21 protein-coding genes and 2 pseudogenes are annotated in these 26,595 nt (G+C 59.5%); 3 read left to right on the forward strand and 20 right to left on the reverse strand.

The genetic code is table 11. The features are described from left to right. Positions 1-257: 257 nt before the first annotated feature. The gene (locus tag HMPREF3011_RS06190; RefSeq protein ID WP_038628640.1) at positions 258-989 is read left to right on the forward strand and encodes a hypothetical protein; all 732 of its coding nucleotides are present in this window, start codon (positions 258-260) and stop codon (positions 987-989) included. Between the two features lie 172 nt (positions 990-1,161). On the opposite strand, the gene ftsY is transcribed toward HMPREF3011_RS06190, so the two are convergent. The 16 genes and pseudogenes from ftsY to HMPREF3011_RS06265 form a co-directional block, all read right to left on the reverse strand. Further along, entirely contained in the window at positions 1,162-2,730 is a 1,569-nt protein-coding gene (gene ftsY / locus HMPREF3011_RS06195) for a signal recognition particle-docking protein FtsY (protein ID WP_070841292.1), read from the reverse strand. Positions 2,731-2,777: 47 nt separating this feature from the next. Then, a pseudogene (gene smc / locus HMPREF3011_RS06200) lies at positions 2,778-6,271 on the reverse strand (chromosome segregation protein SMC). Between the two features lie 88 nt (positions 6,272-6,359). Beyond that, the gene (locus tag HMPREF3011_RS06205) at positions 6,360-7,676 is read right to left on the reverse strand and encodes an ammonium transporter (RefSeq protein WP_049181503.1); all 1,317 of its coding nucleotides are present in this window, start codon (positions 7,674-7,676) and stop codon (positions 6,360-6,362) included. 255 nt (positions 7,677-7,931) lie between these two features. Continuing rightward, the gene (locus HMPREF3011_RS10980; protein WP_080972868.1) at positions 7,932-8,213 is read right to left on the reverse strand and encodes an acylphosphatase; all 282 of its coding nucleotides are present in this window, start codon (positions 8,211-8,213) and stop codon (positions 7,932-7,934) included. After that, positions 8,203-9,663, reverse strand: coding sequence for an alanine/glycine:cation symporter family protein (locus HMPREF3011_RS06210; RefSeq protein WP_049181285.1), 1,461 nt, complete (start codon positions 9,661-9,663; stop codon positions 8,203-8,205). The genes HMPREF3011_RS10980 and HMPREF3011_RS06210 overlap by 11 nt, the downstream gene beginning before the upstream one ends. Positions 9,664-9,681: 18 nt before the next feature. After that, positions 9,682-10,545 carry a bifunctional DNA-formamidopyrimidine glycosylase/DNA-(apurinic or apyrimidinic site) lyase gene (gene mutM, locus HMPREF3011_RS06215; RefSeq protein WP_038628632.1) on the reverse strand — a complete coding sequence of 288 codons (864 nt, stop codon included), beginning with the start codon at positions 10,543-10,545 and terminating at the stop codon, positions 9,682-9,684. After that, entirely contained in the window at positions 10,545-11,273 is a 729-nt protein-coding gene (rnc, locus tag HMPREF3011_RS06220) for a ribonuclease III (RefSeq protein WP_038628630.1), read from the reverse strand. The genes mutM and rnc overlap by 1 nt, the downstream gene beginning before the upstream one ends. A 42-nt stretch (positions 11,274-11,315) precedes the next feature. Then, on the reverse strand, positions 11,316-11,876 hold the full coding sequence (locus tag HMPREF3011_RS06225) for a YceD family protein (protein WP_070841293.1): 561 nt from the start codon (positions 11,874-11,876) through the stop codon (positions 11,316-11,318). Positions 11,877-11,905: 29 nt separating this feature from the next. Continuing rightward, entirely contained in the window at positions 11,906-12,667 is a 762-nt protein-coding gene (locus HMPREF3011_RS06230; RefSeq protein WP_038628626.1) for an SPFH domain-containing protein, read from the reverse strand. Positions 12,668-12,677: 10 nt separating this feature from the next. Next, entirely contained in the window at positions 12,678-13,151 is a 474-nt protein-coding gene (coaD, locus tag HMPREF3011_RS06235) for a pantetheine-phosphate adenylyltransferase (protein ID WP_038628624.1), read from the reverse strand. Positions 13,152-13,196: 45 nt separating this feature from the next. Continuing rightward, a complete protein-coding gene (gene rsmD / locus HMPREF3011_RS06240) occupies positions 13,197-13,763 on the reverse strand; it encodes a 16S rRNA (guanine(966)-N(2))-methyltransferase RsmD (RefSeq protein WP_038628622.1) in 567 nt (188 codons plus the stop codon). Next, positions 13,764-14,036, reverse strand: coding sequence for an acyl-CoA carboxylase biotin carboxyl carrier protein subunit (locus tag HMPREF3011_RS06245; protein WP_005509454.1), 273 nt, complete (start codon positions 14,034-14,036; stop codon positions 13,764-13,766). Positions 14,037-14,060: 24 nt separating this feature from the next. Continuing rightward, positions 14,061-16,211, reverse strand: a complete 2,151-nt coding sequence (locus HMPREF3011_RS06250) for an ATP-dependent DNA helicase RecG (RefSeq protein WP_038628621.1) — start codon at positions 16,209-16,211, stop codon at positions 14,061-14,063. A 4-nt stretch (positions 16,212-16,215) separates the two neighbouring features. After that, the gene (locus HMPREF3011_RS06255; protein ID WP_038628619.1) at positions 16,216-17,742 is read right to left on the reverse strand and encodes a DAK2 domain-containing protein; all 1,527 of its coding nucleotides are present in this window, start codon (positions 17,740-17,742) and stop codon (positions 16,216-16,218) included. Between the two features lie 6 nt (positions 17,743-17,748). Continuing rightward, positions 17,749-18,414: a uracil-DNA glycosylase gene (locus HMPREF3011_RS06260; protein WP_070841294.1), complete on the reverse strand. Its 666-nt coding sequence runs from the start codon at positions 18,412-18,414 to the stop codon at positions 17,749-17,751. An 18-nt stretch (positions 18,415-18,432) separates the two neighbouring features. Further along, positions 18,433-19,407: a thiamine-phosphate kinase gene (locus tag HMPREF3011_RS06265; protein WP_070841295.1), complete on the reverse strand. Its 975-nt coding sequence runs from the start codon at positions 19,405-19,407 to the stop codon at positions 18,433-18,435. Positions 19,408-19,518: 111 nt separating this feature from the next. Between HMPREF3011_RS06265 and HMPREF3011_RS06270 the strand changes: the two genes are divergently transcribed. Further along, positions 19,519-20,499, forward strand: coding sequence for a DUF3515 domain-containing protein (locus HMPREF3011_RS06270; RefSeq protein ID WP_038628613.1), 981 nt, complete (start codon positions 19,519-19,521; stop codon positions 20,497-20,499). Between the two features lie 10 nt (positions 20,500-20,509). Here the strand turns inward: HMPREF3011_RS06270 and HMPREF3011_RS06275 are convergent, their stop codons facing one another. Then, complete coding sequence (locus HMPREF3011_RS06275) at positions 20,510-21,613, reverse strand: D-alanine--D-alanine ligase family protein (protein WP_038628611.1); 1,104 nt, start codon at positions 21,611-21,613, stop codon at positions 20,510-20,512. 35 nt (positions 21,614-21,648) lie between these two features. Beyond that, on the reverse strand, positions 21,649-22,647 hold the full coding sequence (locus tag HMPREF3011_RS06280) for an NAD(P)H-dependent glycerol-3-phosphate dehydrogenase (RefSeq protein ID WP_038628610.1): 999 nt from the start codon (positions 22,645-22,647) through the stop codon (positions 21,649-21,651). Positions 22,648-22,759: 112 nt separating this feature from the next. Here HMPREF3011_RS06280 and HMPREF3011_RS06285 point away from each other — a divergent pair, with 112 nt between their 5' ends. Then, positions 22,760-23,740: an NUDIX hydrolase gene (locus HMPREF3011_RS06285; protein ID WP_210401654.1), complete on the forward strand. Its 981-nt coding sequence runs from the start codon at positions 22,760-22,762 to the stop codon at positions 23,738-23,740. Positions 23,741-23,744: 4 nt separating this feature from the next. Here HMPREF3011_RS06285 and HMPREF3011_RS06290 read toward each other — a convergent pair whose 3' ends face one another. Continuing rightward, a complete protein-coding gene (locus HMPREF3011_RS06290; protein WP_070841297.1) occupies positions 23,745-26,213 on the reverse strand; it encodes a polynucleotide kinase-phosphatase in 2,469 nt (822 codons plus the stop codon). Between the two features lie 2 nt (positions 26,214-26,215). Continuing rightward, positions 26,216-26,595 (reverse strand): annotated as a pseudogene (locus HMPREF3011_RS06295) (3' terminal RNA ribose 2'-O-methyltransferase Hen1); the annotation flags it as partial.

The following is a 26,595-nucleotide window of genomic DNA, read 5'->3' on the forward strand; positions in this document are numbered from 1 at the left end:
AAAGCCCTATGCCGAGTCGACAGTGGCAAGTTCTATAAACGCTCCAACCACAACGGGTGTACACACTCAGCGTTGTAAATATAAGTTCCCACTTTCCTCTACTGAGGTTTGGACGAGTCAACAATTTTGCTTTACCCCCTCCCCAAACCCATGCCACTAAAGACTTTAATTAGTTATTAGAATCAAATGTGTGAACAGTGTTCCCCCTTAAGCCCATTGATTGCAGGGCTTTCCTATAGACATTGTGAGGTTTCCAAATGAAGAAGCTCTCTTCGACCATGGTGGCCGCTGCCGCTTCAGCCGGCATGCTCATCGGCGTTGGCGCCGCCACCGCACAGATTCCTGACCCCGCCCCATCGGAATGCCCCGCCGGTCAACATTTTGAAAATGTTGGCGGTACTTTCCAGTGTGTAGATGACGCGGCAAACCCGGATCCAGGAGGTTCATCGAACGATGGCATCCCACCGGGCGTTGAGGACACCCAGACCTGTCCCGACGGTTCCCCGCGGGATATGAGCAAGATTGACCCGGCAACCGGAGCTTACGGCGCGTGTGGCACTTCAGATGATTCCGGCCCAACTCCGGAGCCTGACGAAGATGCCCCAGAGAATGACGGAATTCCGCCGGGAGTCGATGACACCGCAACGTGCCCCGATGGTTCCCCGCGGGATATGAGCAAGATCGACCCGGCAACCGGAGTCTACGGCTACTGTCCAACTTCCGACGATGAAAACCCAGACGATGACGCACCGGGGGATGATGAAAACCCAGGTGACGAACGGCCTGGGGACGACAAGAATCCTGGGGAGGAAAATCCAGGAGACAAGCCCGACAACCCTAAGAATGACGGTAAGCAAACCGGGACCAAGAACACTGGTCTAGCAGTCACTGGTGTTCAGGCGACTGCCCTCGGCGGTGCGGCTCTCGCACTCCTGGTCGGTGGCGTGGCAGCTACCCGCCTCGCACGCAAGAATTCTAAGGATTCCTAGCACAACTCTCCGCTAGATTCCTAGCCCCTCAACAGTAAAAGCCCCGGAGCCCCGCGTATCCTCTACAGAAATCTACGCGGTGGCTCCGAGGCCTTTACTTTTTGCCGGGAGGGGGCAACGACCGACGCTGTACTCACCAATCAATGGAAAATTCACTCATCGATGTTAGTTACTATTTGCGGCCGCCGAGCAGTGCGTCTACAAAGCTCTCCGGCTCAAACGGCGCCAGGTGGTCAGCACCTTCACCAAGGCCAACCAACTTCACCGGTACACCGAGCTCGTTTTGCACCTGGAATACAATGCCGCCCTTCGCGGTACCGTCCAGCTTGGTCAGAGCAACGCCGGTGATGTCTACAACATCCCGGAAAGTACGAGCCTGCAGCAGACCATTTTGGCCAACCGTCGCGTCCAAAACCAGGATGACTTCATCAACCTGAGCCTTCTTCTCCACCACGCGCTTAATCTTGTCCAGTTGGTCCATCAGTCCGACCTTGGTGTGCAGGCGGCCGGCGGTGTCGATGAGCGCCACATCAGCGCCGGACTCGATACCGTGAGCAACTGCCTCAAATGCAATAGAAGCAGGATCCGCGCCTTCAGCGCCACGAACGGTCTCGGCACCGACACGACGGCCCCAGGTTTCCAGCTGATCTGCAGCAGCGGCACGGAAAGTGTCCGCTGCACCGAGAACAACATGGTGGCCACCGGCCACCAGCACACGAGCCAGTTTGCCCGTCGTCGTGGTCTTACCAGTGCCGTTGACACCGACCACCAGAATCACTGCGGGCTTGCCCTCGTGCGGAAGTGCGCGAATGGAGCGATCCATCTCAGGCTTGCACTCCTCAATCAGCACCTCACGCAGCAGGGCGCGTGCCTGTTCTTCCGTGCTCACCTTCTGGCTGGCAATACGCTCACGCAGCTTATCGACGACACGCTGCGTCGCAGCCGCACCGAGGTCAGCCATCACCAGGATGTCCTCGACCTCTTCCCACGCGTCCTCATCAAGGTCACCCGCGCCCAAGATGCCGAGCACAGACTGGCCAATTGCATTCTGCGACCGGGACAGACGACCGCGCAGGCGACCCAGACGTCCCTCAGCCGGGTCAATGGAGTCAATCTGCTGTTCCGCTTCTGGCTCCGGCGTCGGCTCCGGCTCTGGCGTCGGTTCTGGCGTCGGCTCTGGCGTCGGTTCTGGTTCGGGAGTCGGCTCCGGCTCCGGCACCGGTTCAGGAGCAGAAACTACCTCTACCTCAGGCTCTGCTTGGGGCTCTGGTTGTGGTTCCGGCTCGGGCTCTGATTCCTCTTCTCCGGCCGTAGGCAAATCGATTGGGATTTCCCGCATTACGCGGTCGTGATCCCCCTCCATTTCGGTGGGGTTATCGGGAATAGGCAGTTGGCCTTCCGGCTTCAGCAGGGAGCCATCCGTCGACTTATCAACGGGCTCATCTGCCCGCTTTTCAACTGGTTCCGGGACCTGCTTTTCAATGGGCTTTTCCACCGGCTTGGGCATCGGTTTTTCAACCGGCTGCTTCTCACGGATATCAGTTCCACTACCGGCCGGAGCGAAGTTAAAACCACTAGTGGCCTGGTAATTTCCAGACTTCTCCTGCTGGGTGAGTTCCTTAGTATCTTCCTTCGCAAAGGAAATGCGCTGGTTTTTCCTGCGGACATAGCCCACAACAAAAAGCAGCGCGATAATAACGACAATCGCGACGACAAGGAGTATCCACTGAGTTGGAGTCATAACTCTCATTATGCAGTATCAACGACTCTTCCTCACTTACTCCGCGCCTACTCCGCTCCTGTCGACGGAGTTGCGGATGCCGGTGACATTCGCTGCGAGATTACTCGAGTCACACCATCGCCCCGCATGGTCACACCGTAGAGCACATTCGCAACGTCCATTGTTGGCTTCTGGTGCGTAATGACAATCAGCTGACTGGTCGCGCGGAGTTCCTCGAGCAACGCAATAAGGCGACGCAGGTTAACGTCGTCAAGCGCTGCCTCCACCTCGTCGAGCACGTAAAACGGACTCGGGCGAGCGCGGAAAATAGCAACGAGCATTGCCAGCGCCGTCAGCGACTTCTCGCCGCCGGAGAGCAACGAGAGTCGCTTGACCTTTTTGCCCGGTGGGCGAGCTTCAACCTCGATACCTGTGGTTAGCAGGTTGTCAGGCTCAGTGAGAACCAGTCGTCCGTCACCGCCCGGGAAAAGCGTTTGAAAGACCGCGGGGAATTCTGCCTCGACATCGTTCCACGCGTCTGTGAAGAGCTGCAGAATCGTGGCATCGACTTCCTCGACAACATCGGTGAGGTCCTGGCGGGCCTTGAGGACATCATCGAGCTGCGTGGATAGGAAAGAGTAGCGCTCCTCCATCGCCTTATACTCCTCCAGCGCCAACGGGTTGACGCGGCCGAGCACACGCAGATCCTTCTCCGCCTGTTTGAGCTGCTTCGTCACGGCTGCGCGGTCAAAGTTCTCATCAGGAGCAAAGTCCGCGAGCAGGTCATCGACAGACAGCCCCAACTGGTCGACGATGCGCTCTGCAGCCTCGGTCACGCGGACCTGCGCCTGTGCACGGGCGATGTCTCCCTGGTGCGCGGAATCCGTTAGCTGTGCCAGCTCACGTTGCGCCCCATTTGCCTCCGTCCGTGCCGCCGATAGTGCCTGCGACACCGTCTTCTTCTGCGCCTCGGCATCGTCGCGATCGGCCTCTGCCCGCGCCAACGACACGTTGACCTTCGCATGCAAATCCTCAGCCAGCTCCGCGACGACTTCTGCCAATTCGCGCTGGGCAACCTTAGCCATCTGCGCCTGCTCATGGCGCGCCTTCGCTACGCGCTCCGACGCAGCCTGGCGACGAAGCCGCTCGGCCTTACCTCGTACACTCGACAGCCTCTCCTCTGCCGTACGCAGCGACAGACGCGCCTCTGTCTCCATGGCGCGCACTGCCGTCAGAGCCTCCGAGGCACGGTCACGTTCGCTTGTCGACGGTTCCCCCTCCTCGGGGTCACGGTCAACGCGAGCCAAGCGGTCCGCAACCTCCGCCAATTCCTTCTGGAGCTTCGTTACTCGGTCCGCGGCTTCGGCTCCGCGCTGCTCAGCGCGTTCGGCATCATGCACCACGCCGGACAGCTGCGCCGTGGCCCGAGTTCGGGCATCCGTGAAGACCTTCATACGACTCTGATGCTCACGCAGCGCGGCACGGGCGGCCGCAGCGTCAGTGCGGCGGTCCTCTTCTTCGGCCTGTGCTCCGGAGAGCACACCACCGAGGTCACTCAAACGCACCTGCGCCTCCGCCAGCTCTTCGCGGGCCTTGGCAATGTCGGCGGCGATTTCCACACCTGATGCAGTGCCACCAGCACCGCCAGCTACCCAACCAGAGCCACGCAGCACACCATCGCGGTCAACAACGCGCAGTCGAGTATCCTGCGTCACCAGCTCACGGGCAACGAGTTCGTCGTCGCAGGCCACGACATCAACGAGCAGAGAGGTCAACGAACCCGAAAGCTTCGCGGGCACTGTCACATGGTCGAGCAGCCAGGATGCCTGTGCGGGCAAAGTGATGTCCAAGCGCCAGGAGTCGGATGCATCCGCAGAACTGATAACGACGGCACTGCCTTTGCCTGCAGCCACCAGCTCGTCGATAAGCGAATCTCCACTGCCCTCGCTGACTAGTGCTTCGGCGGCCGCGCCGAGGGCTGCGGTGAGCGCTTTTTCCCAGCCAGCGTCGACATCGATGACTTCAGAGAGAACGCCGAGCTCGTGCTTTTCGCGTAGCCACGCGGTGCCGTCGTTGGCAGCAGCGGTGCGGGCGGTCTCTAGAGCTTCGATGCGAGCGGACAAACCTGAGACGCTGCGCTCGAGGTCGCGCTCGTCAGCACGGAGTTCTTTCAACCGTGTAGAGGCCAGCTCTGCTTCCCGGTTAGCCTGTTCATAAGCGCTCTGCAGCTCGGGACCTTCGAATTCGGCCTCGGCTAGTTCCTGTGCGGCGTTTTCCACGGCTTCGGTGGCATCGGCCCGGCGTTCGTCGGCCTCATTGGTTTGCTCGGCAAGGCGTGCAGCTTCGGCTTCGGCGGCTTCCAAGCGAGTGCGCAGAGATTCTTCGGCGGAAATGAGGCGAACCACTCCTTCGCGACGGTCGGCGATTGCGCGAACGGCCGCGAGGTGCTCGGCCTCTGCTTCGCGGAACGTTTCCTCGGCATCGAAAAGCGTTTCGCGGATTTCCTCCAGCTTTTCGCGAGCCTCTGCCTCTGCCTCTGCAAGCGTGGCTTCTTCGGTGGCGGCATCGTCGGCACGCTGCTCCAGGAAGTCCGGGTCCGGGCCTACCCACGGAGCGACGGAATGGTCGGCCGCGCGATCGGCGGCGATGCGGGCCGTCGCTTGAATACGCTCACCGAGTGCGGAGAGACGGAACCATAGGTCACGGGCAGCATCGGCAGCTGGAGTAATGTCCTCCAATTCGGCTTCGAGTTCTGCAGTGCGCTCAGCGGCAATCTCAGCACGCTCCGTGGCAGCTTCTACTTTTTCCTCAATGAGCTTGGCTTGACCAGCAATGTCATTGAGGCTGTCCTGCAAGTCCACGAAGTCCGCGGCAGCCAAACGCAACTTGGCATCGCGCAGGTCTGCCTGCACAGTCTGAGCGCGAGAGGCAGCCTCAGCCTGACGTTTTAGCGGCTTGAGTTGACGGGAAAGCTCACCTGTCAGGTCCTGCAGCCGGTCGAGATTGGCCTGCATCGACTGCAGTTTACGCTGCGCCTTTCTTTGCGACGACGGTGTTTGAGCACGCCTGCGGCTTCTTCAATAAACGCACGACGCTCCTCTGGCCGAGACTCCAGAATCTGAGAAAGCCGGCCCTGGCCGACGATGATGTGCATCTCACGGCCAATGCCGGTGTCGCTGAGGAGTTCTTGGACGTCCATGAGGCGGACGCGAGAACCGTTGATTTCGTATTCGCTGGCGCCGTCGCGGTACATGCGACGCGTGACAGAGACTTCTTTATATTGAATGGGAAGTGCCCCATCGGAATTGTCGATGGTAAGAGTAACCTCCGCGCGCCCCAAGGGCTTTCGCCCGGAAGTACCCGCGAAGATGACATCTTCCATTTTGCCGCCACGGAGGGTCTTGGCGGAGTGCTCGCCCATAACCCACGCGAGGGCGTCGACAACATTCGACTTACCAGATCCATTCGGGCCGACAACTGCGCAGATGCCGGGCTCGAATTTCATCGTCGTCGCCGAAGCGAAGGATTTAAAGCCCTTCAGAGTCAGCGATTTCAAATACATGGGGCAATATCTTACCTGCAGTTGTGGACTGGAGCTGAATTAACCCAAGGACCCACTTGTTTTCACAGCCTCATTTACACAGCCTGGATTACACAGCCGCCTGCTTGGCCGACGTGTAGGCCGACTCACCGTGCTGAGCAACGTCGATACCAGAATGTTCCTGCTCGCCGTGGATACGCCAGCCGACGGTTACCTTCAGAACTCGGGCAATGATGTACGTCAGCACGCCCGAGAACACCGCTGCGATGACCGCAATAATGATCTGGATGGCGAACAATTTCAGGCCGTCGATGCCACCGCCGGTAAGCAGTCCGCGGTCGTTAGCCAGCAGGCCAACACCAATCGTTCCCCACATGGCTGCAACCAGATGCAGACCAACCACATCCAGGGTGTCATCGAAGTTGAACTTGTACTTTAAACCAACGCCCCAGCAAGCCAGCACACCGCCGATATAGCCCAGAATGATTGAAGTCACCGGGTTCATATCTCCTGCGGCCGGAGTAATAGTCACAAGCCCTGCGATGACCCCCGAAGCAGCACCCAGCGAGGTGGGATGTCCATCACGAAAACGCTCGAGTGAAATCCAGCCGAGCATGCCTAGGCACGCTGCCACGGTCGTATTTAGCCATGCCAGACCAGCGACACCGTCGGCAGCAAATGCCGAACCGCCGTTGAAGCCGAACCAGCCGAACCACAGCAGTGCAGCACCCAGCATGACGAGTGGCAGGTTATGCGGGCGATGCTGGCTGCCATCGATAGACTTGCGCTTGCCGACGATAATCGCCAGCACCAAAGCGGCGGTACCAGCAGCAATGTGCACAACCGTACCGCCAGCGAAGTCAATTGGAGCGATGGCAGCCTCGCCGTCAGCGGCCCCAAACAGTTTTGCCGAAAGGCTCTCTGCAGAGTGGCTCAGCAGACCACCACCCCAGACCATGTATGCCATTGGGAAGTACACCAGCGTTGTCCAGATACCGACGAAAATCAACCAGGTGGAGAACTTCACGCGTTCGGCCAGCGCGCCAGAAATCAGCGCTACAGAAATAGAGCAGAACGTGAGCTGAAATCCGATGTCGATGATGTTCGGGTAACCGTTTGCACCCGTAATATAGTTGCCGTCATCGTCCGTGATTGAGTTACGCAGTCCAAAGAACTCGAACGGGTTGGCAAATACACCACCGATTGGCTGCGACCCGTAGGACATCGACCAGCCCCACAGGACGTAAATGGCACCGACAACGCCAACAGCGCCAAAGCTCATCATCATCATGTTGAGCACCGACTTCTGTCGCGACATGCCGCCATAGAACAGCGCGAGCGCCGGTGTCATGAGCAAGACCAACGAAGCCGAGATCAGCATCCACGCTGAGTTTCCCGACTGTGCAATCACTTCTTCAGGCGTCATTTGTGCCTCCCCTGTCTGTCAGTAGGTAGTTATTAACTTAAACCACCCTGATTCCGTATTTGCGTAGTCTTTTTCTCACTTGCGTATTTTTCTAGCGCTCCGGGAGCTCTTTAGCGCCCCAATCAACTACCCCAAGACACGAAAAAATCCCCCGCCAACTGCGCAAAATCAATCACACAGAGCGAGGGATAAAACGTATTCGAATTTTTCGGTTTCCTACACCGACATGGGGGGAGGAAGACAGTTAGCACCCGCTTAACGACGGTCAAACGTGCTAAATGCCCCCTTCGGTTCCTGCCATAGGGGCACCACCGCCGTCACATTGCCTGGAGTATTCGGCCCCTCCAGCCAAGCGAGCAAACTCTCACAGTCTGCCCGTGACCCTTCGGCAACAACTAACACCCGACCATCCGAATAGTTCTGGGCGTAACCAACCAACCCCAACTCCAGTGCCGTCGCGCGGGTGTACCAGCGAAAACCGACACCTTGAACGCGTCCGTGTACCCATGCGGTGAGGCGGACGTCGTTAAGCGGCATCGGACTCACGCACCGTCATCGGGTCGGAACCATCCCAGCACTCGATCTTGTCGTGACCGCGGAGGTTAGGCAGATCATCGCGGTGGAATACTGGATTAAGTCCCTTGGCCTTCTGCTCGGAATAGTTCTTCAACAGGGCGACTGCGACACCGCCTAGCGGCAGAATCGCGATGATATTGATGGTGGCCATGAGTGCGGAGAACGTATCTGCAAGCGACCAGACTAGCGGCACGGAACCGACAGCTCCGCCAATCACGCACAGGATAACCAGGACGCGCACGGTGTTCAAGACAGCCTTGCTCTTTGACAGGAACGGGATATTCGCCTCGGCGTAGTAGTAGTTACCCACCAGCGAGGAGAACGCGAGGAAGAAGATGATAACCGTGACCGCGTGGATGGCCCACGTACCCACCTGCGCAGACAGCGCAGCCTGAGTCAACGCGGTGCCCTCCGCATCGCCGCCGAAGGTCGGATCGGACAACAGGATGATAACTGCGGTGATGGTACAGACGACCCAGGTGTCGAAGTAGACACCCATCGTCTGGATTAGGCCCTGTTTGACCGGGTGCGACACCGACGCCGTAGCCGCCGCATTTGGTGTGGAACCCATACCGGCCTCGTTGGAGAACAGACCACGGCGAATACCCTGCATCATGGCGGTACCGACAGCGGCACCAGCGATCTCACGGATACCGAAGGCGTGCTCAAAAATCAGCTTGATCATGCCCGGCACCTCGGTGATGTTGAGAGCCAAGACAATCAGGCCGAGGATAATGTAAGCCACGGCCATAATCGGCACGATGATCTGTGTCACCGCCGAAATACGCTGCACACCACCGAAGATGATGACGCCGGCCAAGATTGCCAGCACAATGCCGACGCAGAATTTAAAGATCGGCGTTTCCTGACCAGTCGACTCAGCCACAGCCGCCGTGATTGAGTTGGACTGCACCGCATTGAACACAAAACCGTAGGTCACCGTGATCGCGATGACGAACAGCGACGCCATCCAGCGCCAGTTCTCTCCCAGCCCCTTGGTGATGTAGTACGCGGGCCCTCCTCGGTAAGAGTCCTTATCCCGCACCTTGTACAGCTGCGCCAGCGTCGACTCCACGAAGCTGGTAGCACCGCCAATCGCAGCGAGTAGCCACATCCAAAACACGGCACCTGGCCCACCCGTAGTGATTGCCACCGCCACACCTGCGACGTTACCGGTACCGACACGCGAGGCAGCAGAGATTGTGAAGGCCTTAAAGGCCGAGATGCCCTTGACCCCCTCGGAGATGTCAGACGGCTTTTCGGTAATTGCCTTGAACATCTCCGGGATGTACCGGAGCTGCACCACAATGGTCCGCCAACAGAAGTACAGGCCTGCACCGCTGAGTAGCAGAATCATGAACAGCCAGTACTTGTCATTCCAGGCGTTGACCCAATCGGTCGCTTGTTCCATGAAGCTCATAAGGAAATTCTAGCGCTGACAGGTGGGACACAGATAACTCGATCTATTCCCAAATGGCAGACGTACAATTGCGCGCCCACACCTCGAGCACGGCTCCCCCGCTTGGCCATAGGCGTTCAAGCTCCGCTCGAAATAGCCACTTTCGCCGTTGACATGTACATATAGTGCGTCAAAGCTCGTGCCGCCGGCCGCTAGCGCCCGCTGAAGTACCGCTTGGCCCTCCCGCAGAAGTTTCGCTAATCGACGGACCGAAAGGTCGCACGCCGGCACGCGACCATCAACCTTCGCCGCCCAAAGCATTTCGTCGGCATAAATGTTGCCGATGCCGGACACGATGTTCTGATTGAGCAATACCGCCTTGATTGGCGAACGCGACTTCATCATGCGGTGTGCAAGTGCAACCACATCGACAGTTGGCTCCAATAGATCGGGCGCGATCTTGGCTGCGGGTTCCGGAACAAAGCGACCGTGGTATTCGACCATTTCACAGGCCCAGACCCAACCAAAGGTGCGCTGATCGTTGAAGTTGATAAGGTGCCGAGCGCCGTCCGGCAGGGCTATGTCAAATGCGGCCCTGGTGTGGCGTCCGGGCAGCGTATCGGGCGTGTACGGAGCTTCCACACGCAATTGGCCGCTCATACCCAGGTGGATGGCAATTGCGGAGTCGTCGTCAAGCGTGAGCCACATGAACTTGCCGCGGCGATCCGTAGCGATAACCGTGCGCCCGCGCGTACGACCGATAAACTCTGCGGCACCACCGGGTTGGCGCCGCACGGCACGAGCGTTGTAGACGAAAGTATCCTCGATGCGGCCACCGACGACGTAAGCGTCGAGACCGCGGCGTACGGACTCGACTTCAGGAAGCTCGGGCATTATGCAAGTGCAGTATGCGCCTGATGCGCGGCGTGCATCTCGGCTTCCTTCTTCGTGGCGCCGGTACCGCTGCCCTTAACCACGCCGTCAACCAGCACGTCGACGTAGAAAGTTAGGTCATGGTCGGGGCCGGTGGTGCGCACGGTGTACTCAGCAGCCGGTAGTTGCTTGGCTGCCAGGCGCTCCTGCAACAGCGTCTTCCAGTCACGACCGCGAGACTCCGTCGGGGCATCGTCAATCATCTGGTTAAACAGGCGAAGAACGGTCTCGCGGGCAACCTCAAAGCCATGCTGCAGGTAAATGGCACCCAGCAGTGCCTCGGTGGTGTCAGCGAGAATTGAGTGCTTATCCGCGCCACCGGTGGCCTTCTCACCGCGACCGAGGAGAATGTGCTCCCCCAATCCGATACTGCGGGCCAGGTCAGCCAGCGCGTACATGTTCACGACACCTGCGCGCATCTTGGAAATATCCTGCTCAGCACGGTCCGGGAAGCGACGGTAGAGTTCTTCAGCAACGCACATGCCCAGCACGGCGTCGCCCAGGAACTCTAGACGCTCGTTATTGGTCAGCATGCCATTTTCATTTGCGAAACTGCGGTGGGTCAGAGCGAGCTTCAGGGACTCCTCTGGTAGTTCAACACCGAGTTTTTCCAGCAGCGGGGCGTGATCGACGGCCTCAAAGGCCGCCTTTCTAGCCGCTTCACCGGTTAGCCGACGCTTGCGGCTCATCCGTTATATCTCCTTTAAAGTCTTCGTCTAAGTCGTCGTCGATTACTTATCGTCCCCGAGCGAGCCAAACTTTTCCGCCAGGCCAGCCCAACGCGGATCAATACGCTCCTCTTCTCCCGAGATGCCGTCTGGTTCCGGCACTTCCGAGTCCGACTCAGCACAGCTGGAATCGAAATCCAGACAGGTCGGATTGAAGGGCAGATTCAAGCCCGCCTCATCGATGACGGCTTGAGTGATATCCACCGTATTGTCGACGATCTGACCAACTTCGTCCTCAACGTCTTCTTCCTCGTCATCGTCGCCTGTGATGAAGTCCTCGTTGTTGGAAAAGACAGCCGAAATATGGAAGCTGAGCTCCGGATTCAGCGGGGCTAGGCAGCGCACGCACTCGCCGGTGGCCTTGGCAGTCACAGTCGCGTCAACCATGACACCACTGCCGAGGTTCGTGACAATGCCGTCAACGACAACCTCCTCGCCAGCGGCGATGCCAATCATCTCGACACCAACGCGGACTGGGCTATCGCCTACCTTGCGGAACTGCTCGGGCATGCCGCCCTGCAGACATGTCGAAACGTCCAGAACAAATGGGGATGAGTCAGTCATGATAGACCTCAGTCTACCCCGAAGATGCGCTAACGCTCGTACCGGCGGCGTTCCTGCCCCTCGGAGAAGGAAGACGGCGCGTTCTGCGCCCCTGCACCACCGCCGACGGCACCGGCCCCTGAACGCAGTACAGAGCGATTGCGACCGACATTGCGCAGGGTCTCCTGGAGGGTCTGCTCAAACTCGGCGAGCTTGGAGTCAACGTAACGGTCACACTCTTCGCGGAGGCGAGAGGAATCCGCGTGTGCGTCGGACAGCAGACGATTCGCTTCGTCGTTGGCCTCGCGGACGACCGTCGACTCAGCGACCAGGCGAGCCTGCTCCTCACGGCCTTCCGCAACGGAACGCTCGTAGGATTCGTTACCAGCGTGAATCAGGCGATCGGACTCGGCAGAAGCACGATCCACAATGTTGTCGTACTCGTGCTGAGCATCCTCGCGGAGACGACGAGCGTCGTCCTCAGCGGCCGCAACGGTGCCAGCCGCGTGAGCATTGGCATTCTCAACGGTGTGGTTAGCGCGGGCCTCTGCCTCGTCGACAATACGATGGGCTTCTTCATCCGCAGACGAAATGGTGTTGTTCGCCCGGGCTTCAGCATCGTTGATAATCTCATCCCGCTGGTCCAAGACATCCTGCGCGTCATCGAGCTCAGCCGGGAAAGCATCCCTCAGTTCATCGAGCAACTCGAGAACACGCTGGCGCGGGACCATACAATTGGCCGACAGTGGCACGCCGTGTGCCTCTTCTAGGATCTGGACCAGTTCATCAAGAGATTCGAAGACGCGAAACATGACTTACATGCTACTTCAGTCTGAGCTGCAGGGCGTGCAAGACAGGCTCAGGAACTAGGCCTTCCACCGAACCGCCGTACCGAACAACTTCCTTCATCAGTGTCGACGACACGTGACCGTACTTCGGATCAGCCTCCACAAAGAGAGTTTCAATGCCAGTCATGCGCCGATTCATCTGTGCCATAGGAGCCTCATACTCGTAGTCTGCTGCCGAGCGCAGTCCCTTGACCAGGCAGGTAATCCCCTGCGCGGAGGTGTAGTCCACCAACAGCTTCGACCAGGAGTCCACCCGCACATTGTCCAGGTGCTGCGTGCACTGCCGAATGAGGTCCATGCGCTCTTCGACGTTGAACATGCCCTGCTTATTCGGGTTGTGGGTAACCAACACGGTCAACTGACCGAATTGGCGCGCGGCACGCTCAATCACATCGAGGTGACCACAGGTCATGGGATCGTAGGAACCGGGGCAGCATGCGTGAGTCATAGAGGTCAAACCACCTTTGGCCGTCGTAAAGCGTAAAGAAGAACGTTAAGCGTTGTGGATAGCGGTGTCGAAGCGCGCCAATCCATGAATGCGGCGCTTCAGCTTCTGCTGGAGCTGCTCATAGCCCTCCGGCCACTGCGTCTCGTCGTCATCGCGGTGACGCTCCACAGTCACTACCGCGCCCGGCGCGAGGAAGCTGCGCAGAGCCTCCAACATCTCTGTAACGGCCTCCCCCGCCAGCTCGTAGGGAGGATCAGCGATGACGCGGTCAAAAGGCTCGCCCGGCGCGCCCGCAAGGTACGATGACACTTTCATCGGAGACACGGCCACATCGGGATGCCCCACGGTGCGAATGTTCTTTTCAATGGCGGCAATGGCGTTCGGATCGTTTTCCACCAATACGACGGAACGCGCGCCACGGGAAGCCGCTTCCAAACCGAGCGCACCTGAGCCCGCGAACAAGTCGAGAACGCGAGTTCCCTCTAACCCAAAGCGTGTGGACCAGGATGAAAAGATGGCTTCTTTCGCGCGGTCACTGGTTGGCCGAGTGGTCTCTCCCTTGGGTGCGACTAGTCTGCGACCGCGCGCCTCACCTGCAATAATGCGGGTCATCTACTTCCCTTCGTGCGATGTGTTCTCGTTGCCGTTGTTCTGTGCCATCGTGCTGTGAGTTGCTGGCGTGATTCGTGCCAGCAGCTGACCACCTTCGACATCCACAAATTGATCTGCCGCCACCTCCGCGACCGTACCCGGGCAGGGCGCTAAAACCGGCGCTTCTAGCTTGACGGCCTCCACGACCGCAATGACCTGGCCAGTCGTCACCGAGTCTTTCTCGGCGACCTCCCAGCGGACTACTCCTGCAAAAGGTGCACAGACATTTACCATGCCCAACAGTCTACTTAGGTCTAACTAGGAGCGGTCCAAGTAGTTCGACTGCTCTTCATCAATATCGGAGATGAGCTCCCCCACAAGTCTCTCATCGCTGTCGAGGAGAGCCGTGGCGTCGTGCCGGGTGCGCTCGATGATCTCGCCGTCGGTGGTGAGGTCCACCAGACCGAGGCCAGTTGCCAGTCCCGATTGGTCATCACCGAGTAGATCACCAAAACTACGCGTGGCCAGGTCTAACTCCGCCAGTTGAATACCATCGGTGGTGGTGGCAATGCGTTCCAACCGGGTACGCTCCGGTGTCTGAGAATGCGTGTGTGTACACAGGAAACACAGTCCACCCCGGTCACCGCGGCCGACGCGACCGCGCAGCTGGTGAATCTGCGAGATACCGTAGCTCTCGGCGCGGCGAATCATCATGATCGTGGCCTCTGGTACATCCACGCCGACTTCGATAACTGTGGTGGACACCAGCACATCCAGCTGACCTCCGGCAAAAGCCTGCATCACGCGGTCTTTGTCCTCCGGTGCCATATTGCCGTGCAACTGACTGATACGTACACCGGGCAGTTTCTTCCTCGCTCGGTCGAACACCGCTTCCACAGACTCGTCGAGGAACTGTTCCTCATCGCGGGTAATACGAGGACAGACAATGAAGGCGCGGTTGCCCTTGGACACTTCTTCCCCAATGCGCTCCCAGGTTCGTGCCTCCCAGCGGGGTTTCTCCAGCGTCGGTACGACAAAGGATTGGATCTCCTGACGTCCCCGTGGCAATTCCGTCAACTGCGAAACTGCAAGGTCGCCAAAAATGGTCATCGCTACCGTGCGCGGAATCGGGGTTGCCGACATCACCAACAGATGCGGTGTCATTCCGCCCCGTCCCCTGCTGCGCAATTGATCGCGCTGGCGCACACCAAAGCGGTGCTGCTCATCGACGACCACCAACCCGAGATCGAAGAACTCCACGCCCTCACTGAGCAGGGCATGCGTGCCGACGACAATGTCCGCCTCCCCGTTGACTGCCTCCAACAGGGTTGCCCGGCGCTCCTTCGTCGACATCGAACCCGTCAGCAGTCGCACAGTCACTGCTACTCCGGCTTGCTCCAGCATCGCTGTCAGCGATCGGTAGTGCTGTTGGGCCAGGACTTCCGTCGGCGCCAGCATCGCGCACTGTCGGCTGGCATCGACTGCCTGCAGCATTCCCAGCAGGGCCACCACGGTCTTACCCGAGCCGACTTCACCTGCCAGCAGGCGGTTCATAGGGCTGGTCTGCGACATGTCGTGCGCAATATCGGCCGCGACCGCGACCTGACCGTCGGTAAGCGAAAACGGCAGTCCTCGGCGTAGCTCGTCGCGAAGCCCTCCGGTGACCTCCGTGCAGGCCGGAGCGGTGAGGCTCTCTTGAGTGCGTTTACGTGCACCAACGGCGAGTTGGAGCTCAAGCGCTTCGTCATACTTCAGCCGGGTGAGCGCAATGTCGGGGCCCGCGATGGAGGGAAAGTGTGCGCCACGCAGTGCGGAGTCGAAATCGGTAAGTCCCTCCGGTGTGGCGGGCAACGGGTCTGGCTGCAGCGGTAACCATTCGAGGATGCGCTGCATGAACAGAGCCAGGTGAATACCCGCTACTCCTTTGCGGCCACGGTAAATGGGCAGGTAAGGGCGAGTGAGAAGCCGCTGCATCTCCGCAATCCCCTTGGCCGTTTTCGTCAGTGTGGCCAGCTTGCCAGTGGCTGCGCCTACCGAACCATCGGCTTTGAGCACCATGCAGTCAACATTTTTCAGCTGCAGCTCATTGCGGAACTCGCTGAGTGTGCCAACAATGAGCAGACGCACACCGGGGTGCAGCATATTGCGCAGCCATTCGGCACCAAAAATCGCGGCCGGAAGAATGCGCACGCCGTCGCTGACATAGATTTTCAGTGGCTTGCGTCGGTCGGCGAAGGCGGGCGCTGGCGAGATGCTGTGCACCTCCACGACTGTGGTGATGGTGTCGCCAATGTCGGAAAATGACACATCTAAGCTCTTACCCTGCGCCACGTAGCGCTTTGGGAAATTCGTCAGTGCATCCGAGACGGTCTCCATACCGAAACCTGTGTGAAGTTTCTTCGCAATCTTTGGACCCACCACGATATTCAGGGGCGTGCGCGCATAATCCGAGCCGAGCCATCCGAGCATCGTGCTACTCGATTCCTATCTGCACCGGCTCATCGATGCCAGTTGCATCATAGGCTACGACCTCCACAGGCTTGTCCAGCCGCGCCCGCACTTGCTCTATGTCCACGTCCTCAGCTCCGCGCCCGAGCAGCAGAGTCACTAGTTCCCCGCCGCCAGCCAACAGGTCTGAGACGATCTCTGTGAGCGCGTCAGTCAAAGGCTTATCGACGTCCGCAGCGATTACAGCCGTTCGCGTGCCATTGGCAGCCTCGCCCATCGCGTACGCGGCAACCTCCAGCGGCAGCTCAGCCGAATGCACGGCCAAGGCCGCGAGGCCAGCCGGAATGGAGTCTGTAGAAACTACCGCGAGTGTCGGATTAGCCGCGGCAGCAGCGAATTCGATATCCGCCAATTCCTGGTCGCTGACTAGACCATTTGGCAGCAGGATTACCTCATCCGCACCCCGCATGGCAGTCAGTGCCTTGGTGACCACATTTTCAGCGAACTCCTGGTCGGCGATGGCTGCGCGATCTGTTGGAGTGGATGTGGGAGTCGGAGCGGGGGTCGGGCTGATAGCAATCGCTCCAGAGGAAGTGATGAGATCTTTCAGCGGACCGTCCGGCACTACCGCAATGAGGATGCGAGTGGACTCAGGTGTTGTCTCCGGTTCATCGAGCACCTCGATGCGGATGCCCTCCGGACGACCGAAGTCAAGTGCCGCTTCGATAACTGCGCCCGGCTCCACTGTGTGGATATGCACCATGTACTGTGCGGTCTCCGCATTACCAGCGTCACCTGCGATGATGAGCGAGTTTCCCAGCGGGTTTAACCGCTCTCGCAGTGTCTCCACCGCCTGGGTATCCGCCAAGGAAATCAGGTACATGACCTCCATCTCAACGGTGGCTACGTGCGGCGCGTCGACATGTAAATCGACCGGTGCGGCTGCGCGGCCGCTGACTTCGTCGGCAAGCGCGTCGAGCAGAATAACCAACCCCACGCCGCCGGCGTCGACCACACCCGCCTGCTGCAGTGCCGGGAGCTGGCTGGGGGTTTTCGCCAGCGCATCGCGAGCGGCATCTGCAATCGTGTCGGCGAGCTCCTCAATTGAGTCGCCCTCAAATTCCTCCGCGACAATCGCGGCGTGACGCAGGACTGTCAGAATCGTGCCCTCCACCGGATTGGCAATCGCCTGGGAGACATGTTGTACAGCTAGCTTTAGCGAGTGCTGCACCGACTCAACACCAATGCCGCTACCGGAAGCTGCCTCAGCCACCGCACGAAAAACCTGCGAGAGCACAGTGCCCGAATTACCGCGGGCACCACGCACCGCACCGGCAGCCAGCGCCGCGGTGACTGCGCGAACATCGGAAGCGTCTGCCTTTTGCGCTTCCTCATACGCCGAACTCAACGTCGCGAGCATATTCGACCCGGTATCGGAATCCGGTACTGGGAAGACATTGAGACTGTTGATCTCATCGCGGCGGGATTGAAGCGCATCAATACCCCGGGCAACCCAGCCGACAATCGCGGCAGAACCAATCTGCGAAGACATGAATTCCTATTCTAGCGTCCAGTCGATAGGGGTAGCTCCCTGACGAATCAGCGACTCATTGGCCCGGCTGAACGGGCGCGACCCGAAGAACCCACGGGATGCCGACAGCGGTGACGGGTGCGGCGAACAGATGCAGTCCACGCCCGGGAGCCAACGCTGCAAACTCTGCGCATCGCGTCCCCACAGAATTGCCACGAGAGGCTTGTCCCGAGCGACCAATGCTTTGATGGCATGCTCCGTGATTGCCTCCCAGCCCTTACCACGGTGCGAGGCAGCAGCACCCGGGCGCACGGTCAGCACACGGTTGAACAGAGCTACGCCCTGCCTACTCCACGGAGTGAGGTCACCGTTGGAGGGAATCGGGAGCCCCAGGTCGGAGGAGTACTCCTTAAAAAGATTCGCCAACGACCGCGGTACCGGCTTCACATCCGGTTGGACCGAGAAGCTGAGCCCCATCGCGTGCCCCGGGGTCGGATACGGGTCCTGGCCGATGATGAGCACCTTGACCTCATCGAATGGGTAAGTGAAGGCGCGCAGCACATCGGTGCCCGCGGGCAGGTAGCCGTAGCCGGCCGCGTTTTCCTCGCGCAGGAACTGCCCCATCCGGTGGATATCATCGGCCACTGGCTCCAGCGCTTTCTGCCACCCTTCTTCGACCGGCAACGGATCCATGTCATGCAGCCTTTCTTCTCAAAACCTCGTCGAACTCTTAAAGGAAACCCAACCGGCATCGCGGGCAGGGGGTTTGCCGTCGATAAGCACCGAATCGAACTTTTCCTTCGACACCGTGCCGATAGCGCGGAATCCCGTCGGAGGCTCCCCCGGTGTCGAACCAATCAGTGTGTGGTCCTCCCCGCCGGTGAGCACCCACTCCCATGGATCGACGGCGAGGTATTCGCCAGCGGCAATCTGCAACTCATCGGGCGCAATCGCACTGCTGTCAACTTCCAAAGTAACCCTGGAGGCCTGCGCAATAGCGCGGAGATCCACCACCAGTCCATCGGAATTGTCCGTCAGTGAACGCACTCCTGTGGCTCGCGCCGTGGCCCCCCTGCGGTATTCAAATTCGGGCGTACAGTGTGCTGCCACCAGCTGCGCAAACTCACTTGGAACCTTTGCCGGGCTTCCGCAGTGCTGCAGCAGCGCAAGGCCCGCTGCAGAGTAGCCGATGCGCCCCGACGCAATCACCGTATCCCCCGCGCGTGCCGCTGAGCGCAGCAGCGGCCGCCCCAGCCCACCGAGTTCGCCCATCGCAGTGATGGAAATCACCAGAGAATCTCCGCTGACCATGTCACCACCGACGAGCTCCGCGGGACATTGCTTGCCTTCCTGCCACAACCCCTCGGCGATACCGGTGACCACGCTCACCGGAGTATGCAACGGTGCTGAGATGGCGAAAAGCATTGCCGTTGGACGTGCACCCATCGATTCGATGTCGGCGAAATTCTGTACCGCGGCCTTAGCTCCAACTTGCTGAGGTGTCGACCAGTCCAGGCGGAAGTGGCGCCCTTCCACCAGCATGTCAGTGGAGGTGACAAAGCGGGCGTTGGGGGTTGTCTGCGTCAAGACGGCGGCATCGTCGCCATTGCGTGCCGACGGGGCGATAGCCCGAATAGCCTCAATGACCCCAAACTCGCCAATATCGCCAATGGTCAATTCAGTCACAGTGTCGAGTCACATTCCTAATAGTCGATGGTTAACCGTTAATAACGGAACCCGTCTCGGCATTGCCCCCAACCAATTGGAGTTGGTACCGGACAACGTAGAATCAGGCCCATGGTAGACGCACCCCGATCGGGAGAAACAGTTCAGTCCAAGGGTAGCCGGACACGCGCGGGCATCGCACTCGCTATCGCCATTATCTCTATCCTCGGCATCATTTTTGCCGCAAAGATTTACCAGGATAGTCAGGCGGCGAAACCAGTCGCGATTTCCAACCCGGAGCTCCCCGCCAATGACTCGCCTGAGTGTGCGGAACTGCTCGACCGACTGCCAGAACGCGCCGCAGGTCTGGTTCGCGCCGAAATTGCAGAGCCGGCTCCAGAAGGTGCCGCTGTGTACCGAAACTTGGAACAAGACCGCATCACGCTGCGCTGTGGCGCGAACGTACCTAACCAGTACAACGAACTGGCCAAGACCGAAGAGGTCAAGGGCATTTCGTGGCTGCGCGTTGTCGACAGTACCGACGAATCTTTGGCGACTTGGTTCACCGTCGGCCGTGAGCCAGTGGTTGCGATTACCGCCGAAGGAAATGCAAAGGCGGACGACGCACTGCGTGATCTCGCCGAGGCGCTGCTCCCGGATTCCGAGTACAAGAACAAACCGGAGCGCGGCGGTGTCCCGCTGGCAGAATTGGCAGCTCCGGAAGCTGATAAGCGCTGTAGCGGCTTGGAAGCTGCCCTCCCCCGCGATCTCGGCAACCGTCACCGTCTGAGCGCAGCGGAAATGCCGGCTGACATGCCGAAGGACATGGTCATTTGGGGCGGTACCCCAGCCGATCCGGTGGTGCTGCGCTGTGGTGTCGACGAGCCGGCTGGCTACAGCACCACCACGCAGCAGCTAACACAGGTTGGTGACATTGTCTGGTTCAACGAACCAACGCTGTCCTCCGGTACCTCCGCCACCTGGTACGCCATGGGGCGTGAACGCTTCGTCGCCGTTGAAATGCCAATGTCGGAGGCCAGCTCTCTGATGCCGGTGCTCTCCTCGGTCATCGCTGACAACCTGGAGAACATCTCGCCGAGCGAAGAGAAGTAAGAACCAGCTTTTATCGACGAGCTACCAGCGCCCGCTCAATCAGGGCGCTGAGCAGCTCCTCGTAGGCAACACCTGAGGCCGCAAACATCTGCGGGTACATCGAAATCGGGGTGAAACCCGGCATGGTGTTGACCTCATTGATAATCGGGCCATTATCCGTGACAAAGAAGTCCACGCGAGTCAGACCATCAGAGCCCAGTGCCCTGAACGCCCGACGAGCATCCTTCTCCAGCGCCTTCAAAACATCCTCTGGCAGCTCAGCCGGAATCTGCGCCGAAACGATGTCATCCAAGTACTTGGTCTCAAAACCGTAGAAGCCCTCGTCGGAGTCCTCCGTGCCACGCAGCAAGGACGGAACCGATACCTGCAGGCTGCCGTCAGCGCGCTGCAACACGCCAATCTCCACCTCGGCACCGTCTACACCGGCCTCTACGATGACCTTCCAGTCATGCTCTCGGGCCAGCTCTACCGCCGCATCCAGATTCGCCCAATCATCGACGCGGGAGATACCAATCGACGATCCGCCACGGGCAGGTTTGACGAACACCGGCAGGCCAAGGGTCTCCTTGTCCTCGTCGGAAAGCGACTCGCCAACGTGCAAAACGACCTGCTTGCCGATAGGAAGCCCCGCTGCCTGCAGGAGATTCTTCGTGCGTTCCTTATCCATACCCGCCGCGGAAGCGAGCACGCCCGGGCCGACGTAAGCAATGCCGGAAAGCTCAAAGAGCCCCTGGATTGTGCCATCCTCGCCGTGCGGACCGTGGAGAACAGGGAAGATGACGTCGACAGTGTCGAAAACCTCGCCGGCGCGATCACCGGTGACATAGCGGAACTCACCGCGGCGTGACGGCGAGGTGCTCAGCGCAACTTCCTCGCCTGGGATGACCTCCGGCATCGTACGCCCCTGCGTGCGCAGCGTGTCCGTCTCACGCGTGCCGACGGTCCAGACACCATCCTTGGTAATACCAATGGGAACCACTCGGAAGCGGTTCTCATCCAGGTGATCCATAATTGCGCCAGCTGAGACACAGGAGACACTGTGTTCAGGGCTTGCGCCGCCGTAGATAACGGCGACGGAAATGCGATCTGCAGACGAGCTATTCGACGAAGTCATGGTGACTAAGTTTAGCCCCGCCCCTGCATTATTGGTTATTCCGACTTGCGGCTGCGCCCCATCAGCTTACGAATTGTCTCATCGACCTTCGCGCCTTCGTGGCAGACAGCGTAAACGGCCTCAGTAATTGGCATTTCCACGCCATTGCGGCGAGCGAGGTCACGGACCGAGATTGAAGAAATCACACCCTCAGCCACCTGACCACGCGTAGCGTGCTGCGCCTGCTCCATCGTGTCACCGCGACCGAGACGGTCACCGAAGGTGCGGTTACGCGACAGTGGTGAGGAACAGGTGGCCACCAAGTCGCCGAGACCGGCTAGACCCGCGAAGGTCTTATCCTCTGCGCCAACCGCGTCGCCCAAACGTGTGATTTCCGCCAGACCACGGGTGATGATGGTTGCCAACGTGTTCTCACCCAAGCCCTGCCCAGAGGCCATACCGCAGGCCAACGCAATGACGTTCTTGCAGGCACCGCCGATTTCGCAGCCGATCACATCGGTGTTGGTGTAGGGACGGAAGTAATTAGTGGCGACTGCCGCCTGAATCATCTTGGCGTTGTTCTCATCAGCGCAAGCAATGACCGTTGCCGCTGGCTGCTCCATCGCAACTTCGCGGGCGAGGTTCGGGCCCGATAGCACCGCAATACGCTCTGCTGGCAGGTCTGTGACCTCAGCGATGACCTCACTCATGCGCAGATGTGTCTCACGCTCCACGCCCTTCGCCAGGCTGAGCAGAATCGTCTCCGGTCCGATGAAGTCCTTCCAGACCTTGAGATTGTCACGCAGGGTCTGCGAGGGCACGCCCAGCACCACCACATCCGCGCCCTTCAGCGCGGCCTCTGCATCCGAGGTGGCTTCAATGTTTCGCGGCAGTCCCAGCCCAGGTAGGTAGTCGTGGTTTTCGCGGCTGATCTGAATACGCTGTGCCTGCTCTGCACGTCGCGACCACAGCCGTACAGGATTGCCCGCATCAGCAAAAACCTTGGCGAGCGTCGTGCCCCACGACCCCGCGCCCATCACTGAAACCTGCACCATCGCCGCGACCTTCCTCCGTTAGTCTCTAATCTCCAACAAGTCTAGCGAGACGTTCTCACACTGCGATACTAAACTAGGTCGGCGACAAAGGATTGAAAGGGAATTCACGATGATGCACGAAGAGGACAAGGACCTCAAGGGCGATACCTCCGTGACCGGTCGCCTGCGCCAGATTCCGACGAAGCCAGGTCAGGATGTCACCAAGCCGACCTTTGCGGCCGGCGCGGTTCTGTGGCGAGGCGATGTCCACAACCCTGAAATCTGCGTAATTCACCGTCCTTCTTACGACGACTGGTCGCTGCCGAAGGGAAAGCTCGACGCCGGTGAGAACCTGATTGCCACCGCTGTCCGCGAGATCTGGGAAGAAACAGGCTACCGAGTCCGGTTGGGCAAGCTGGTCGGCAACGTCTCCTACCCTGTCGCTGGACGCACGAAGTTGGTCTGGTACTGGACCGCTGAGGTGCTCGACGGCGACTTCGAGCAGAACTCCGAGGTCAATGAGCTTCGCTGGGTCTCCTGGGACGAAGCCGAGGAGCTGCTGTCCTACGATCTCGACCGCGACGTGCTGGTCAAGGCCCGCAAGCGCATGAACAAGGAACCGGACACCCGTCTCATTCTGGTTCGCCATGGGCGTGCGCACCGCCGCACCAACTGGAACGGCAATGATGCACTGCGGCCGCTGGATAAGAAGGGACGTCGTCAAGCGGAACTGCTCGTCTCTGCGCTGGAGGGTTTCCGCCCCGAGCGCGTCTACTCCGCCGAGCCCGTGCGTTGCCAGGACACCGTCGCGCCACTCGCCGCAGAGCTGGGCATGCAGGTCACAGTCGACGAACGGCTTGGCGACGAACACTGGATTGCCAACCAGGTCGAGTCCAAGAAGGCCTTCGAGGACATTGTCGCGCTAGGCGGAGTCAGCGTGGTCTGCTCTCAGGGCATCACCATCCCTGACCTGTTGGCCGCTTGGTCCGCCGAGGGCACCCTGCCCTTCGACGAGGAAATCCTGTGCAAGAAGGGCTCGACCTGGGTACTCGGCTTCAACGACGGTGTGATGACCACGGCTGATTACTACGCCTCGGCGCTGCCGGTGAAGTAACCCCCTACAACCTCGGATCCATCGGTTCTGACTCCAGCGCCAACACGCCGAAGACAGGAACATGGATCCGATGCAGAGGCTCGCCCGCCGCTAGTCGCTCCAGCGACTCGATGCCGAGGGCATATTCGCGTAGCGCCGATGACTGCTTGTGCTGCAGATTTCGCCGCTTCAACCGCTCTTGACGCTGCGGGTGCAGGTAGTCATGCCCATAAATCATGCGCAGATACTTCCGTCCCCGCACCTTCATGCCGGGCTGTCCCTGCCGGTCCACTGCGGCGTTTTCCATCGGCTTGACGACGGCCCCTTCCCCGCCCGACTCTGTCAGCTGCAACCACCACTGCGATGCGGCCTCCACCTGTTCCGGGTCACTGGGGTCAAGGACGAAGCAGCGCGTCAGCCGGTAGATCTCACTGTCAGCTGCTACTAGCTGGTTCGCGATATCCAAGTGCCATGAGTGGGGCTTGTGGTGCCAGGTGGCATCCTCACTTGCCAGCACTTGGAAAGGTGCGAACTGAATCTTCTTGTCACTGTCGACATACCGGTTGTAGGCAGCACGGAACTTCTCGAGCTCGTCCAGAATCTGCTCTGGCGCAGGACCACCGACCTCTACTCCCCTGTCGGTTGCCGCCTGCAGCGCTGCCGCGAGGTGTGTCGCTGCACCGATACCAGCGGCAGCGGTGGGTGCATAGATCTCGTCGATAAGCCCCTGTGCCTTGAGATTCCAGGGCAGCATTTCGCCGTCGAGCAGGATCCAATTGCCGAATTGGTCAAAAAGCCCGGCGCGAACTGCCGCCTTGGTCATTTCGTCGAGTGTGGGATTCTTACCGTCGAAAAAGGCGCGGCCCGTCCGGGTGTAGGCGTACGAGTGAGCACCGAAACGAGTCTTTGTCCCGGGTCGAATCAAGCACAGCACAGCTCGGGAACCCATGTGCTTTTCCTGACAAATGACCTGGTCAGTGTACGCTGCGTAGTAGCGGAATGCCTCCTCCGGGTGTTCCAGGAATCCCTCTCGCTGCGAGGTCGGCGCCGGTGACATTGTCGGTGGCAGGTACGGAATTTTCTCCGGTGCGAGCGTGAAACGGCTGATAGTTTCCAGCGCTGCAGCCGCGCGGTCACTATCAATGCGGATGCGGCCATGCCGGCCAGTCTGGATACCATCGACGTCTAACACGTCAGTGATGCGCAGCTCGGACTCCGGGCGATTGTTGGTGCTGCGGGATGGGGCCTCCCACCAGGTTTGCTTCGCATCAACCTGCACGGTCTCTAGCTCGGGATAGCGCAGCGCAGAGAGCTTACCGCCGAATACACAACCGGTGTCGATGCACATGGTGTTATTGATCCAGCGCAGACGGTCCGCTTCCATGTGGCCATAGACAACACGGGTGGCACCGCGGTAGTCCGCTGCCCAATCCAGACGTTCTGGCAGGCCATTTTCATCGAGCTTGCCAGTAGTCGCACCGTAGAGCGCGAACTCACGGACCTTTCCGGAGGCTCTGCCATGGAGGTGCTCAGGCAGTCCCGCGTGGGCTACGACCAGGGCGCCGTCATCAAGCACGTAGTGCACGGGCAGGTGGTCGATGAATTCACGGACGTCCTTCCGGAACTCCTCACTTTCGTCGGCAAGCTGAGTGAGCGTTTCGGCCAGCCCATGTCCAGTGGTGACGTTGTGACCGTCGAGGGCGCGCACCAACTTAGAGTCATGGTTTCCGGGCACGCAGAGGGCATTACCGGCAGCGACCATTCCCATGACCAGTTTCAAGACGGCTGGACTATTAGGGCCGCGATCGACAAGGTCACCAACAAAAATGGCCGTGCGACCATCGGGGTGATGAGCATCGCTTCCATCTGCCGAGAGCTGATAGCCAAGTTTTGCCAGCAGTTCGGTCAACTCATCGAAGCAGCCGTGGACGTCGCCGATGATGTCGAACGGACCGTGGAGGTCGCTGCGGTTGACCTTGAGCGGAACACGTTCAATGGTGACCTCTTCAATTTCCGTCGCGGAATTCAAGATGAAAACGTTGTGAATCTTCTCGCGCCTCAGGTGCTTGAGTCCTCGGCGCAGATCACGGTGCTGGCGCTCCAACACCTCTACTCCGAAATTGCGGTCAGTGCGCTGCCTGTGCCGCTCCTTCACCTCCGCCAGCGGAAGATTCAAAACGATGGCAGCACTCAGCGCATGGTGGTTGCGCGCCAGCTTCACGAGCCGGGCACGATCCTGCGGCTTCACATTCGTCGCATCGACCACAGTGAGCAAGCCAGCTTCCAGACGCTTGCCGACGATCGTCTCCAGCAGCTCAAAAGCAGGCGCCGTCGCCGCCTGGTTATTCGGATCGTTGGAAACAATGCCGCGACAGGTATCCGAAGAAACGACTTCAAACGGGCCGAAGTGTCGTGCCGCAAAAGTCGACTTTCCGGCGCCAGAGACACCGACCAGCATGACCAAGCTGAGGTTAGGAAGCGAGATGGTACTCATAATTAGCTCTCCTCTGCTGCGGTGAAGTCGAAGGAAAAGACCGCCATTGGGGTCGGTTGGCCGTAAGTTTCGTGCACGTCCCCAATACCGTCAAAGTCCACCAGATAACCGAACTTCTCGGCCACGCCCTTCGCCCACTGGCGAAATTCCACGCGGCTGAACTCGAAGCGGTGATCAAGGTGTCGGAACTGTCCGGGCGCTAGGTTTGGATAGCACGCGTTGTAGTCACTGTTCGGCGTCGTGACGATGACATACTGCGGCCTGGCAAGCCCGAAAACGTTGTTCTCCAGCGCGGGCAGCCGATCGGCATCAACATGCTCAATGACCTCCATCAGGATTGCCACGTCCATGTTCGCAATGCGCTCGTCGGCATAGGTGACCG

The organism is Corynebacterium sp. HMSC074C04 (assembly GCF_001838295.1).
Taxonomy (GTDB): Bacteria; Actinomycetota; Actinomycetes; order Mycobacteriales; family Mycobacteriaceae; genus Corynebacterium; species Corynebacterium amycolatum.